Origin of the sequence: Actinomadura sp. 7K507 (genome assembly GCF_004348425.1) — a bacterium.
GTDB lineage: Bacteria > Actinomycetota > Actinomycetes > Streptosporangiales > Streptosporangiaceae > Spirillospora.
In genome coordinates this window covers 1-13,858 of record NZ_SMKK01000241.1, presented here as the reverse complement: position 1 = coordinate 13,858, position 13,858 = coordinate 1, and the positions used below count along the sequence as shown (strand labels likewise).

The 13,858-nt window shown below is 71.3% G+C and carries 12 protein-coding genes; 8 read left to right on the top strand and 4 right to left on the bottom strand.

Annotated elements, in window-relative coordinates; genetic code table 11:
- Window positions 1-21: 21 nt before the first annotated feature.
- Window positions 22-1,134, bottom strand: coding sequence for a citrate synthase 2 (locus E1285_RS36850; RefSeq protein ID WP_132159223.1), 1,113 nt, complete (start codon window positions 1,132-1,134; stop codon window positions 22-24).
- A 108-nt stretch (window positions 1,135-1,242) separates the two neighbouring features.
- Between E1285_RS36850 and pdxH the strand changes: the two genes are divergently transcribed.
- Both pdxH and E1285_RS36840 read left to right on the top strand, forming a co-directional pair.
- Window positions 1,243-2,031: a pyridoxamine 5'-phosphate oxidase gene (gene pdxH / locus E1285_RS36845; RefSeq protein ID WP_347814116.1), complete on the top strand. Its 789-nt coding sequence runs from the start codon at window positions 1,243-1,245 to the stop codon at window positions 2,029-2,031.
- A gap of 173 nt (window positions 2,032-2,204) precedes the next feature.
- A complete protein-coding gene (locus E1285_RS36840) occupies window positions 2,205-3,440 on the top strand; it encodes an MFS transporter (protein WP_132159221.1) in 1,236 nt (411 codons plus the stop codon).
- A 27-nt stretch (window positions 3,441-3,467) separates the two neighbouring features.
- Here E1285_RS36840 and E1285_RS36835 read toward each other — a convergent pair whose 3' ends face one another.
- Window positions 3,468-4,172 carry a UdgX family uracil-DNA binding protein gene (locus E1285_RS36835; RefSeq protein WP_132159220.1) on the bottom strand — a complete coding sequence of 235 codons (705 nt, stop codon included), beginning with the start codon at window positions 4,170-4,172 and terminating at the stop codon, window positions 3,468-3,470.
- Between the two features lie 100 nt (window positions 4,173-4,272).
- Here E1285_RS36835 and E1285_RS36830 point away from each other — a divergent pair, with 100 nt between their 5' ends.
- Window positions 4,273-4,974, top strand: a complete 702-nt coding sequence (locus E1285_RS36830) for a metal-dependent transcriptional regulator (protein WP_132159225.1) — start codon at window positions 4,273-4,275, stop codon at window positions 4,972-4,974.
- A gap of 213 nt (window positions 4,975-5,187) precedes the next feature.
- Window positions 5,188-7,563 (top strand): SpoIIE family protein phosphatase, encoded by a 2,376-nt coding sequence (locus tag E1285_RS36825; RefSeq protein WP_132159219.1) that lies wholly within the window; start codon window positions 5,188-5,190, stop codon window positions 7,561-7,563.
- Window positions 7,564-7,659: 96 nt separating this feature from the next.
- On the opposite strand, the gene E1285_RS36820 is transcribed toward E1285_RS36825, so the two are convergent.
- Complete coding sequence (locus E1285_RS36820) at window positions 7,660-8,505, bottom strand: methyltransferase domain-containing protein (RefSeq protein ID WP_132159218.1); 846 nt, start codon at window positions 8,503-8,505, stop codon at window positions 7,660-7,662.
- A gap of 321 nt (window positions 8,506-8,826) precedes the next feature.
- The gene (locus E1285_RS45995) at window positions 8,827-8,988 is read right to left on the bottom strand and encodes a hypothetical protein (protein ID WP_165966914.1); all 162 of its coding nucleotides are present in this window, start codon (window positions 8,986-8,988) and stop codon (window positions 8,827-8,829) included.
- Window positions 8,989-9,094: 106 nt separating this feature from the next.
- Between E1285_RS45995 and E1285_RS36815 the strand changes: the two genes are divergently transcribed.
- The 4 genes from E1285_RS36815 (at window position 9,095) to E1285_RS36800 (ending at window position 13,784) form a co-directional block, all read left to right on the top strand.
- Window positions 9,095-9,496, top strand: a complete 402-nt coding sequence (locus tag E1285_RS36815) for a hypothetical protein (RefSeq protein ID WP_243723302.1) — start codon at window positions 9,095-9,097, stop codon at window positions 9,494-9,496.
- A gap of 101 nt (window positions 9,497-9,597) precedes the next feature.
- Window positions 9,598-11,640 (top strand): MFS transporter, encoded by a 2,043-nt coding sequence (locus E1285_RS36810; protein WP_132159217.1) that lies wholly within the window; start codon window positions 9,598-9,600, stop codon window positions 11,638-11,640.
- 111 nt (window positions 11,641-11,751) lie between these two features.
- Window positions 11,752-12,897, top strand: a complete 1,146-nt coding sequence (locus E1285_RS36805) for an acetyl-CoA C-acetyltransferase (RefSeq protein WP_132159216.1) — start codon at window positions 11,752-11,754, stop codon at window positions 12,895-12,897.
- Between the two features lie 107 nt (window positions 12,898-13,004).
- Window positions 13,005-13,784: an enoyl-CoA hydratase-related protein gene (locus tag E1285_RS36800; protein WP_132159215.1), complete on the top strand. Its 780-nt coding sequence runs from the start codon at window positions 13,005-13,007 to the stop codon at window positions 13,782-13,784.
- The last annotated feature ends 74 nt before the right edge of the window (window positions 13,785-13,858 follow it).

Here is a 13,858-nt window from a genome sequence, read left to right as displayed (position 1 = left end):
GGCGGGGGGAATGGCCGGGGGTCAGCGGGCCTGGCGCTTGAGGGCCTTCTTCGCTCCGTTCACGTCCTTGATGGCCCGGGTTCCGGGGCCGGTGTACTTGGCGCTCGGCCGGACGAGGCGGCCGGTGCGCTTCTGCTCCAGGATGTGCGCCGCCCATCCGGCGGTGCGGCCGCAGGTGAACATCGCCGGCATCATCGAGGTCGGGACTTCGGCGAAGTCCAGGATGACCGCGGCCCAGAACTCCACGTTCGTCTCGATCGGACGGTCCGGGCGGCGCTCGCGCAGCTCGGCCAGGGCGGCGTCCTCCAGCGCCTTCGCGGCCTCGAAGCGCGGCGCGTCCAGCTCCTTGGCGGTGCGGCGCAGGACGCGGGCGCGCGGGTCCTCGGCGCGGTAGACGCGGTGGCCGAAGCCCATCAGCCGCTCGCCGGAGTCGAGGATGCCGGTGACGACCTTGCGGGCGTCGCCGAGCTGCTCGACCTTCTCGATCATCGGGACCACCCGGGCGGGGGCGCCGCCGTGCAGCGGACCGGACATGGCGCCGATCGCGCCGGACACGCTGGCCGCGACGTCCGCCCCGGTGGAGGCGATCACCCGGGCGGTGAAGGTGGAGGCGTTCATACCGTGCTCGGCGGCGGAGACCCAGTACGCGTCGATGGCCCGGACGTGCTTCGGATCGGGCTCACCGCGCCAGCGGACCATGAACCGCTCGGTGATCGTCTTGGCTGCGTCGATCTTGTCCTGCGGGACCATCGGGACGCCGATGCCGCGCGCGGACTGGGCGACGAACGACAGCGCCGTCACCGAGACCCGGGCGAGGTCGGTGCGGGCCTCCTCGTCGGTGATGTCGAGGAGGGGGCGCATGCCGTAGGCGGGGGCCAGTGTGGGGAGCGCGCTCTGCACGTCCACCCGTACGTCGCCGGAGGTGACCGGCAGGACGTGCGGGTCGGCCGGGGCCAGTCCGGGGTCGAAGCTGTCGTCCACCAGGAGGCCCCAGGCGTCGCCGAAGGAGACCTGGCCGACGAGTTCCTCGATGTCCACGCCCCGGTAACGGAGGGCGCCGCCCTCCTTGTCCGGTTCGGCGATCTCGGTCTCGAAGGCCACGACCCCCTCAAGACCAGGTTTGAAATCGGACATGTCGTCCTGCCTTTCGTCCCCGAGAGTGATAAGGCGGTGCCGTGCCATTGAACCCTGTCTGCCTTACTTGCCAGTACCCAGGGGTCATGCGAGTTGCACAAGTCCCAGGTGGGAGGCTCAGACGCTGTGGAATCCCCAACGCCCGACCCGGCGCGGCTCCGAAGATCCTACGAAGGGGGCGAATTGGCGGAACCGTCGCTCCCGGCCGACCCGCTCGCGCTGTTCGCCGCGTGGTTCGCGGACGTGCACACCTTCGGGCTCGGCGAACCGAACGCGATGGTGCTCGCCACGGCGTCCGGCGACGGCATGCCGAGCGCGCGGACCGTCCTGCTGAAGGGGTACGGGCCGCGGGGGTTCCGCTTCTTCACGAACCTGACGTCCCACAAGGGGCGTGATCTCGCGGAGAACCCGCGTGCGGCCCTCGTCTTCCCCTGGCACGCGATGCACCGACAGGTGCGCGTCGCCGGTCCGGTGGCCGAGCTGTCGCGGGACGAGTCCGCCGCCTACTTCCGGACGCGCCCGTACGGGTCGCGGCTGGGCGCGTGGGCGAGCGAGCGGCAGTCGGACGTCATCCCCGGGCGGGACGTGCTGGAGCGCCGCTGGGCCGAACTGGCCGAACGCTGGCCTGAGGAGGGCGGGGGCGACGCCGTCCCGCTGCCGGACTTCTGGGGCGGCTACCGGCTCGTGCCGGAGTCGATCGAGTTCTGGCAGGGACGCCGCGACCGGCTCCATGACCGCATCCGCTACCAACGAGCGGTTCCGGGGGGCGCGGGGGGGCGTCCCCCCTCGGACGACGGGGCCGTTCCGGGGGTGGGAGAACCTCCCCGCCCGGACGGTGCGGGCGACGCAACCCCCGGCGAATCCGGCGAGTGGGTGATGGAGAGACTGTCTCCGTGACAGCGGAACAGGAGCCAACCCCCGCCGACGGTCCTGACGGCTCTTCCTCCGGCACTCCGGGAAAATCCGAACGCCCCGATGAGGCGGATTCCGGCTCGGACCCGGAGGAACCCGGGAGCGGCCCGAAGCGGGGGAAGATCCGCAAGAAGCCGCGGGGGAGCGGGCTTCGCAGGATGGCGATCGACACCCGGCCGCTGGCCATGCCCGCGTTCCGGCGGCTGTGGCTGGGCCAGGGCGTGTCGTTCGTCGGGTTCCAGGTCACCGCCGTGGCCGTCCCGGTCCAGGTGTACGACATGACCGGGTCGTCGTTCTGGGTCGGCGTGCTCGGCTTCGTCAACCTCGTCCCGCTGATCGTGTTCGGGTTGTGGGGCGGCGCCGTGGCCGACCACATGGACCGGCGCAAGCTGCTGTTCGTCTCGTCCTTCGTCATGTGGGTCGCGACCCTGCTCCTGCTGGCGCAGGCGCTGCTCGGCATCGGCAGCCTCACCCTGATCATGGCGGTCGTCGCGATCCAGGCCATGGGGTTCGCGGTGGCCTCGCCGACCCGCAGCGCGATCATCCCGCGGCTGGTCGACAGGCCCCTCGTCCCGGCGGCCAACACCCTCGCCTTCACCGCCAGCCAGTTCGGGATGCTCGCCGGGCCGCTGTTCGCGGGCGTCCTGCTGGCCCGGTGGAACTACGCGGCCGCCTACGCGCTCGACGCGGTGCTGTTCAGCGTCGTCCTCTACGCGGCGCTCCGGCTGCCGTCGATCCCTCCGCTCGGCGACATCACCGGCTCGCCGGGCCTGCGGTCGGTCATCGACGGGCTCAAGTACCTGGCCACGCAGCCGGTGCTGCTGATGTCGTTCGTCGTCGACATCATCGCGATGGCCGTCGCGATGCCCCGCGCCCTGTTCCCCGAGGTCGCCGATACCCGGTTCGGCGGCGCGGGCGCGGTCGGGTGGCTGTTCGCGGCGATCGCGATCGGCGCGTTCCTCGGCGGGCTGGTGTCGGGCTGGATCGGGCGGGTGCACCGCCAGGGCGTCGCCCTCGTCGTGTCCATCGTGATCTGGGGCCTGGCGGTCGCCGCCGCCGGGCTGACCGGACGGCTCTGGCTCGCGGTCGCGCTGCTGGCCGTCGGCGGAGCGGCGGACCTGGTGTCGGCGGTCTTCCGCCAGTCGATGCTCCAGACGTACGCGCCGGACGAGATGCGCGGGCGGCTGCAGGGCGTGTTCACCGTCGTCGTCGCGGGCGGGCCGCGGCTCGGGGACGTCCGCGCGGGCGCGACCGCGAGCGTCGCGGGTGCGAGCGTGTCCTGGGTCGGCGGCGGCCTGGCCTGCGCGGTCCTGGTGATCGTGGTGGCGTTCGCCGTCCCGGCGCTGCTCCGCTACGACACGCGCACGGCCCAGCCCGTCCCGGTGAAGCCCTGACCGGACGCCGCGGTCCGGCGGGGCGGTTCAGCGGAGGGCGGAGGCGGCCACCTTGAGGTCTTCCACCAAGCCGTCGTACATCGCTTCGCGGTCGTCGGCGCGCAGGACGGCGGACGGGTGGATCGTCGCGACGATCCCGGCGTCGGCGCGTTCCGGTGGCGTGCCGCCGATCTCGCGGCCGGCCGCCGGAGTGCCGATCTTCTCCAGGTCGGGGAGCGGAAGCAGGTGGCCGCGCTGCTTGGTCACCCGGAACGAGGAGCCGAACAGGGCCTTGCCGGCGGTGGCGCCGAGCACGACCACGACGTCCGGGTCCAGGAGGCGCAGTTCGGCCAGCAGCCAGGGGCGGCACGCGCGCATCTCGCCCGCGTTCGGCGGCTCGTGGATGCGCCGCTTGCCGCCCTCCTGCCGCTTGAACTTGAAGTGCTTGACGGCGTTGGTGACGTACACCTCGTCGCGCTCGATCCCGGCCTCCGCCAGCGCCCGGTCGAGGACGCGTCCGGCCGGGCCGACGAACGGCAGGCCCTTGCGGTCCTCCTGGTCACCGGGCTGCTCGCCGACGAACATGACCCGTCCGCCCGGCGAGCCCTCGCCGAAGACGGTCTGGGTGGCGTTCTCGTAGAGGCCGCAGCCGCGGCAGCCGGCCGCCGCGTGGCGGAGCGCGTCGAGATCGGCCCGCTCCTCGGGGGTCTCCGGCAGGAACGGTTCCGCGTCATGGGAAGGTTTCGTGTTCATCTTGCGTTCCCCCGTACCCGGCTTGACGAGGATATTCGTGCGGCCCGGCGACGTGCGTCCACAGCAAGTAGACTCATGGACCATAAGACTGGAGGGAGCTGTGACCTCACACGGCCTGATCGATACCACGGAGATGTACCTCCGGACGGTTTTCGAGCTCGAAGAGGAAGGGATCATTCCCCTTCGTGCGCGCATCGCCGAGCGGCTCTCGCAGAGCGGACCGACAGTGAGCCAGACGGTCGCGCGGATGGAGCGCGACGGGCTGCTGCGGGTCGAGGGCGATCGCCACCTCGAACTGACCGAAAGCGGCCGCGGCCTCGCGACGCGCGTCATGCGCAAGCACCGTCTCGCCGAATGCCTGCTGGTCAACGTCATCGGGCTGCCTTGGGAGGACGTCCACATCGAGGCGTGCCGATGGGAGCACGTGATGTCGGAGGACGTCGAACGCCGCCTCGTCGCGCTGCTGGACAACCCGACCACCTGCCCGCACGGGAACCCGATCCCGGGCCTCACCGAACTCGGCGGGCACGGCGTCGACACCGACACGGCGCCGCTGTCGGTGATGACCGCGGTCGCCAGCCCCGGTGGCGCCGGCGCCGTGATCCAGCGGATCAGCGAACAGGTGCAAAGCGACAGCGACCTGATGCTTAGACTCAAGCAGATAGGGATACAACCGGGACGAGAGGTGACTCTTCGGGCTACCGATGACGGGGTGCGGGTGATCAGTGACGACGAGGCCGACAATCCCGCGACGGAACTGCCGCGCGACATCGCCGAGCACGTTTTCGTCAGCAGGCGCTGACCGAGTCGGCGTGCGTGTCGGCGTCGTGCGAGGCTTCGTCTCGACGGTCTATACCGAAGATCTCCGTGACATCGCGCCTTCCGGGCGTATCCCGGCGGCGGGTTCGTCGTTCAATACGACGAAGGGAACACGCACGATGTCCGTGCCGCGACACCCGGTGATCATCGGGACGGCGGCGCGGACGGGGAGCGCGACTGGCATCGGGATGGGGAGATGAGCCACTGGGGGGAAGTGCCTGACGAGGCCTATCTGCCACCCGAGACCGTCCTGAACCAGATGGAGATGGCGGTCATCGTCTGCGACCGCTTCAGCAACGTCATCTACGGCAACTCCTTCGCGCGGCAGTTGTTCGGGTTCGGCGGCGACGACATCATCGGGCATTCAGTGCTCTCGCTGGGCATCGCCGAAGAGGACCACGAGCAGGCCACCGAGCTGGCCAAGCACGTCCTCAAGGGCGGGGTGTGGGAAGGCACGTTCTGCAACCTGCGCGCGGACGGCACCACCGTCTATACGCGCGCGCACGCCGTGCCGCTGCGGCATCCGTCCGGCGCGGTCGACGGCGTCGTGATCCTCGCGCGGGAGGCGCTGCGCTCCAACCAGCGCGAGCAGGACCGCTACGGCCTGATGGAACGCATCGGCGAGCGGCTGGCCGGTTCACTCGAACTGGAGAGCACGCTGCGGCGCGTCGCCGACACGCTCGTCCCGCAGTTCGCCGACCACTGCTTCATCGACCTCTACAGCGGAGACCGGCTGTACCGGCGGGTGTCGCGGCACGCGGGCGACTGGGAGCCGCCGCCCGGCACCTGGGCCGAGGTCGGCGATCCCGTCTCCTACCCGCGCGGGCACTTCAGCGAGAAGGCGATGAGCCGCCGCGACGCCGTCCTGGTCGAGGACATGATCCAGCACCGGTTCGCCGCGCCGACCGAGTCGTCCCAGCGGCTCGGCAACGAGATGGGCATCACCTCGGTGATCTCGGCGCCGCTGCTGGTGCGCGGCGAGCTGCTCGGCGTGATGAGCCTGGCGCTGTCGAACCTGACCAAGCGGCCCGACCCGCACTACGACGGCTTCGACCGCGACCTGATGGGCGCGATCGGCAGCCGCGTCGCGCTCGCCGTCGACAACGCGCTGCTGTTCGAGGAGGAGCGCGACACCGCGCTCGCGTTCCAGAAGCACCTGCTGCCCGGTGACCGGCCGCCCCCGCTGGACGGCCTGCAGATCGCCTGGCGGTACGAGCCCGCCCGCCCGCTGGAGGCGCACGGGCACGGCATCCAGACGCAGGTCGGCGGCGACTGGTACGACGTGATCCCGCTGTCGGCGGGCCGTGTCGGGCTCGTCATCGGCGACGTCGAGGGCCGCGGGGCCCGCGCGGCCGCGGTGATGGGCCAGCTCCGCGCCGCCCTGCGCGCGTTCGCGCAGGACGACAAACCGCCGGCCGACATACTGCGCAAGCTGGACGAGTGGGTCCGCACGATGACGCGGCCCGAGCGGATGCGGTCCGGCTGGAACAGCGACGACCTCGTCCGGCCGCCGCTCGTGTCCTGCACCTACTTCGTGTACGACGCGTGGTCGCGGGTGCTGGAGTTCGCCAACGCCGGCCACGACCCGCCGCTGCTGATCGTCGACGGCCAGGTCGGCGAGCTGCCGTTCGAGAGCGAGGGCGGCATGCTCGGCCTGCGCGCTCCCGGGATGGGCGGCGAGATCCTCTTCAACGAGGAGACGAGCGAGCTGAAGCCGGGCTCCACGCTCGTCCTCTACACCGACGGCCTCGTCGACCGGCGCCCCAAGGACGACGGCGACTACTACACCCGCGAGGAGTCGCGGGAGATGCTCCGCGCCGCCGTCGCCGAGGTCTCGCGCGGCGGCGTCGAGGCGATCGCCAACGCCGCGTACGAGGCGATTCCCGGCGACATCGACGACGACGTGGCGATCGTCGTGATCCGGACCGCCGGGGACGAGCTGGCCGTCGAGGAGCGCTCGTTCACCGCCGAGCCGATCATGGTGTCGGAGGCCCGGCGGATGGCCGCCGACACGTTCGCGTCCTGGGGGATGCTGGACGAGCAGGCGGAGCTGGCGTGCCTGCTGGTCTCCGAGGTCGTCACCAACGTCGTCCTGCACGCCACCGCCACGCCCGCCCCGCGCCGCGAGATGGTCGTCCCGGTGTCGGCCGGAACCCCCGGGCGCGGCGGCGAGCCGCTCGGCGCACCGCCGCCCGTCCAGTTCAACACCGAGTTCGACACCGGCTCCTACGACGCGGGCTCATATGACGGGGGCTCGTACGACACGGGCTCGCTCGACGGCGACCCGTTCGACGGCGGCGCCTTCTCCGAGGACGACTGGAACCTCGGTGCCGACCTGGGCCGCCGCGAGCCGCCGACCAAGGAGTTCCGGCTTCGCCTCCGCCGCGGCGGCGACGCCATCTGGGTCGAGGTGTTCGACTCCGACATGCGGCTGCCGCGCATCCGCAGCGCGGGCGAGACCGACGAGGGCGGGCGCGGCCTGTACCTGGTCGACCAGCTCGCCACCCGCTGGGGCGCCCGGCCGACGCCGGACGGCAAGGCCGTCTGGTTCGAGCTGCCGCTGACCCCCTGACGGCCAGGGCCTGGACGAAGCGGACCGCGCGCCGGCCGACCTGGCCGCGGACCGCTTCACCGGCGCCGCCGTCCTCGTCCCCTAGGCGGGGGCGGTTCAGGGGATGGGTTCGGCGGCGACGTGAGCCCATGACTGGGTGAACCAGAGCTCGCCGCTGATGATGCGGGGTTTCGCTCCGGTGCGCCGGCCGCCGTCGACCTCATCGATCAGCGCGGTGCGGATGCGGTCGGCCGTCGCGTCGTCGCAGGACCCGGTGAGCCACGGCTCCACGGGACGCTCCACGGTGAACACGTCGAGCCGGCGGATGCTGCCGCCCGCCGAGGTGATCATCTCGGTGAGCCGGGCGATCGACGGGGTACCGGGATGGTCGGGGTCGCGGAGCCGCTGGATGCGGTCGCGTTCGGGTCCGGCGAGGTTGCCGCGCACCAGATCGGCGATGACGACCCGTCCGCCGGGGCGGCACACCCGCAGCAGTTCGCGCAGCACGTGGTCGGGGTCGCCCAGGTTGTAGAGCGAGAATCTGGCCGTCACCAGGGAGAACGCGTTGTCCCTGTACGGCAGTGCGGCGGCGTCCGCCTTCACCGTGGTGCGGTCGGGGCCCAGCGGATGCGGTATGCGGTCCTCGCGCGTCGTGGACGCCGGGGGCGAGTCGCCGTCGGTGATCCGTACCGGACCGGTCCCGAACTCCACCGTCGACATCCGCGCGAAAGCGCCGGAGGAGCTGGATGATCCGGACAGTACAGGTGTTCCGGACGCGGGCATGGCGTCCACGGCGGTCATGTGGCGCACCCGCGGGCCGAGTGCCGCGGGCATCGGGCCGTGACCGCGCGCCACGTCGAGGCACACGTCGTCCCGCGCGGGTTCGACGAACTCCAGCAGCCGCCTCAGATGCGGGGCGATCGCCCCGCCGGTCTCCTCGGTCGCGGTGGCCGGACGCGGCACTGAACAGTTTTCATCCGGCCTGGCGCCGGGGGTCTTGACCGGTGCAGGCGACCGAGGATGAAAATTGCTCACGGGGTGACTCCCTCGGCTCGGGCCGGCTTCGCCGGACGGGGTACCGCTCGCGTCCGCCGCGCGGGGCAGGGGCCCGGGCACCCGGGTCGTCCGGGCGCCGCACGTCTGCCTCGGCGGGGGCGTTGAACGGGCGTGAAGCCGGTTTCGCCAGTTATGACTCCCCGTCGAGGCGGTAAGTTCGGGGCCGGACGGACACAAATTCGTCCCATCTTCGCCGCCCGGCCCGGGGATGCCGCCTCGCCCGGTCCGTCACCCGTTCAGGTGCTGCCCGTACAACGCCAGCACCACCAGGACGAACACGATGATCACCGCGAGCCGGGTGGGCATGGGCAGCCGGAGGCGCACCGCTGCCCAGCGAACGCAGAACGCGGCGAGCAGTGACACGACGATGAGGCTGAGAATGCCTTCCATGGTCACCTTCGTAGTCGGGGGGAGTGCCGCCTCTTGCCACGATAGACGCGTAAGGAACGGGTTACCCGCCGGTCGCGCCCGGGAGGGGGCCAGATAATCTCCCCTTGTGGCAGATGTGAAGGAAACAGACGAGCGCGACAAGCTCGACGGCATGATGACGAACATGGCGCGCGGGCGGGTCGCCCTCGGCGTCGCGGCGATCGCCGCACCCGGACTGACCGTGAAGGCCATGGGGATGGGCGGCGGCACCGACACGGGCCGCGACTACCTGGTCAGGGCGTTCGGCGCGCGGGAGATCGCGCTCGGCGCCGGCTACCTGCTCAGCCGGGACGACTCCGGACGCCGGCTGTTCGCCCGGCTCGGCCTCGCCGTCGACACCCTCGACCTCGTGAGCGGCCTGAAGACGCGCTCGGGGCTGCCGCTGTGGGTCACCGCCGGGGCCGTGGGCATCGCCGGCAGCGCCGCCGGGCTCGGTGCGGCGAAGGTCGTCCGCGACATCATGAGCTGACCCGGCCCGGGATCGCGCCCCCGGCGGCCGGTGATCTCCTACGGCTGATGGGTAGTTCTCCCCAGTCCGCGTACTGACGCTTCAGCGTGGCGGGGGGCTGCATGACTGCGGGGACGGCGGCGCAGGACGAGCGGGTCATGCCCAAAGGCAGGGACCTGTACGTCGTCCTCGGCGCGCTCATGCTGGCCATGCTGCTGGCCGCGCTCGACCAGACGATCGTGTCCACGGCGCTGCCGACGATCGTCAGCGAGCTCGGCGGGCTCAACCACCTGTCGTGGGTCGTGACGGCGTACCTGCTCGCCGCGACGGCCTCGACGCCGCTGTGGGGCAAGCTCGGCGACCAGTACGGGCGCAAGCGGCTCTTCCAGACGTCGATCGTCATCTTCCTGATCGGGTCGGCGCTGTGCGGTCTGTCGCGGGACATGATGGAGCTGATCGTGTTCCGCGCCATGCAGGGCCTCGGCGGGGGCGGGCTGATGGTGCTCGTCGTCGCGATCGTCGGGGACGTGGTGCCGCCGCGCGAACGCGGCCGCTACCAGGGGCTGTTCGGCGCCGTCTTCGGGGTGTCCAGCGTGTGCGGCCCGCTGCTCGGAGGCTGGTTCGTCGACAACCTCTCGTGGCGCTGGGTGTTCTACATCAACCTGCCCATCGGCGTCCTCGCGCTGCTGGTCATCGCCGCCGTGCTGCCCCGGACCGGCGAGCGCGAACGGCACCGCATCGACTACCTGGGCACGCTGCTGATCGTCGGCTGGGCGGTCGGCCTGGTCCTGGTGACGACCTGGGGCGGGACGACCTACGACTGGATCTCCGCGCCGATCATCGGGCTCGCCGCGGGGTCCGTCGCGCTGATCGGGGTCTGGGTGCTGGTCGAGCGCCGCGCCGCCGAGCCGATCATGCCGCCGCGGCTGCTCACCGACCGGGTGTTCGCGATCGGCTCGGCCGTGAGCTTCGCGGTCGGGTTCGCGATGTTCGGCGCGCTGACGTTCCTGCCGATCCTCCTGCAGGTGGTGCACGGCATCTCGCCCACGCTGTCCGGTGTGCACCTGCTGCCGATGATGCTCGGCATGCTGGCCAGCTCGATCGGCTCGGGGCAGCTGATCACCCGCTACGGCCGCTACAAGGTCTTCCCGGTGGCCGGTACCCCGATCATCGCGCTGGCGCTGTACCTGTGCTCGCGGCTGGACGAGAACGCGTCCACGCTGTCGATGAGCCTGCGGTTCGCGCTGCTCGGCTTCGGGCTCGGCCTGGTCTTGCAGGTGCTGGTCATCGCCGTCCAGAACGCCGTGTCGTACGGGGATCTCGGCGCGGCCACGTCGGGCGTCACGTTCTTCCGGCAGATCGGCGGGTCGTTCGGGGTCGCGGTGTTCGGCTCGATCTTCAGCAACCAGCTCGCCGGTCATGTGGAGGATCTGGCGCGGATCCTGCCGCCCGGGTTCGATCCGTCGGCCGTCCAGGGCAATCCTCAGCTCCTCGACCGGTATCCAGCCGAGGTGCAGCAGGGCGTCCTGCACGCTTACGCGGAATCGATCAGCTCGGTGTTCTTCTGGGCCGTGCCAGTAGTGGCCATCGGGTGCCTGCTGACGTTGTTCTTGCGTGAGGTCCCGCTCAGGGCGACGTCGCAGACGCACGACTACGGCGAAGGCTTCGGTGCGGCACCGACCGTCCGTTCGTCCAGGCACGAGATCGAGCGTGCGTTGAGCGAGCTCATGCGCAAGGACGTGAAGGCCCTCCAGCTCTACGAGCGGCTCGGCGCCGTCGCGGGGGTCGCGCTTCCGGCCGGGAGCGTGTGGGCGCTCTGCCGGATCGCCAAGGACGGGACCGTCAGGGGCCAGGACCTCGCAGAACGCGCCGGTGTCCCGATCGAGTACGGCCGCCCCTACGTCGACCGGCTCGTCGACGCGGGCTACGTCCGGCGCCGGGACGGAACCCTCGCCATCACCGGTACCGGCCAGGACGCGGCCGGACGGCTCTTCGACGCGCGCCGGGAGGGCCTGGCCCGGCATGTGGACGGCTGGTCGCCCGAGGACCACCCGGAACTGGCGGACGTGCTGACCAGGCTGGCGGAGGCGTCCCTCGGCGACGATGCGGACGGCGGGATCCTCCGAGCCGACCCCGGCCCCGAGCCCACCGGGAGCCGTGCCTAAGGTGGCCCGAGACTCAGCTCACATGGCGTTGCATCGCGAGCGATGTAATCTCATACTGACTGACCGAATCTCACTCGGTTTCGGGACGGAACCCCAAAATTTGGAGGCGTAGTGGCCGAGGCGTACATCGTCGGCGCGGTCCGTACCCCCGTCGGTACCAAGAAGGGCGCCCTGAAGGACGTCCACCCCGCCGACCTCGGGGCCCACGTGCTCAAGGAGCTCGTCAACCGCACCGGCGTCGACCCCTCCGCGGTCGAAGACAACATCATGGGCTGCGTCATGCAGGTCGGCCCGCAGTCCCTCGACATCTCGCGCACCGCGTGGCTGTCGGCGGGCCTGCCGGACACCGTGCCCGGCGTGACCATCGACCGGCAGTGCGGATCGTCCCAGCAGGCGATCCACTTCGCCGCGCAGGGCGTCCTGTCCGGCACCCAGGACCTCGTCGTCGCGTCCGGTGTCGAGCAGATGGCCATCGTCCCGATGGGCTCGTCCGTCGCGATGGCCATGGAGAAGGGCATGCCCTTCCCGTACGGCGACGGCTGGGCCGAGCGGTACGGCCAGCAGGAGATCTCCCAGTTCCGCGGCGCGCAGCTGATGGCCGAGAAGTGGGGCCTCAAGCGCCAGGACCTCGAGGAGTTCGCCCTCGAAAGCCACAAGCGCGCCAGCAAGGCCATCGAGGCGGGTCACTTCGACCGGGAGATCGCTCCCCTCGCCGGCCTGTCCAAGGACGAGGGCGCCCGCCCCGACACCACGATGGAGAAGATGGCCGGGCTGAACCCCCTCCGTGAGGGCTGGGACATCACCGCCGCCGTCGCCTCGCAGATCTCCGTCGGCGCGTCCGCGCTGCTCATCGCGTCCGAAGAGGCCGTCAAGCGGCACAACCTGACGCCCCGCGCCCGCATCCACACCCTCTCGGTCGTCGGCTCGGACCCGGTCTACATGCTGACGGGCCCGATCCCCGCGACCGAGAAGGCCCTGTCGCGCGGCGGCCTGAAGATCGACGACATCGACGTCTTCGAGGTGAACGAGGCGTTCGCCCCGGTGCCGATGGCCTGGGCCAAGGACACCGGCGCGTCCCTGGAGAAGACCAACCCGAACGGCGGCGCGATCGCCCTCGGCCACCCGCTCGGCGCCACCGGCGGCATCCTGATGACCAAGCTGCTGCACGAGCTGGAGCGCACCGGCACCCGCTACGGCCTCCAGACCATGTGCGAGGGCGGCGGCCAGGCCAACGCGACGATCATCGAGCGCGTCTAGCCTCGCTTCGTCTACTGCCCCTTGGAACGACGCCTCCGGGCCGCTCCGAGGGGCAGTAACGTGTTCGCGGTCCGGTGTGGACGCGTGGCCGGGGAAGGGGCTGGGGCATGTACGAGACGATCCTTTACGAGGTCGCGGATCGGGTCGCCCGGATCACCCTGAACCGGCCCGAAGCGCGCAACGCCCTCAGCGACCGTATGACGGACGAGCTTCTCGAAGCGTTCGAGCGCGCCAAGGCCGACCCGGACGTACGGGTCATCGTGCTGACGGGATCGGGCGATCGGGCGTTCTGCGCGGGCGCCGACCTCGGCGGGCTGAGCGAGAACGGTCTCGCCTCTCCCGGCGCGATCCGGGAGAGCGCGCCGTTCCGCCTGTTCACCGCGTTCCCGAAGCTCGGCAAGCCCATCATCGCGCGGCTCGCCGGGCACGCCGTCGCGGGCGGCCTGGGCCTGGCCGCCGCGTGCGACCTCGTGATCGCCGCGGACGACGTCAAGCTCGCCACCCCGGAGGTCAACGTCGGCCTCTGGCCCATGATGATCATGGCGATCATCAACCGGAACGTCGCGCCCAAGCACGCGTTCAAGCTCTACTACACCGGCTCCCGCGTCACCGCCGCCGAGGGCCGCGAGATCGGCCTGGTGACCGAGGTGGTCCCCCGCGACGAGCTGGACGCCCGCGTGGACGAGCTGGCGGGCGCCATCGCGTCCAAGAGCCCGCTGGGCCTGCGCCGGGGACGCGACGCCTTCTTCGCCGTCGAAGGCCGCCCCCTCGAAGACCAGGTCGCCCACCTGCTGGGCGAGCTCGTCGAACTGGCCGCCACCGAGGACGCCCGGGAAGGCATCACCGCCTTCATGGAGAACCGCCCCCCGGACTTCCGCGGCCGCTGAACCCCACTGAGCCTCCCGGCCGCCGGTAGGTGGGCTATGTCGTTCAGCGGGTGGGCGGGTAGCCGCCTGTGGGG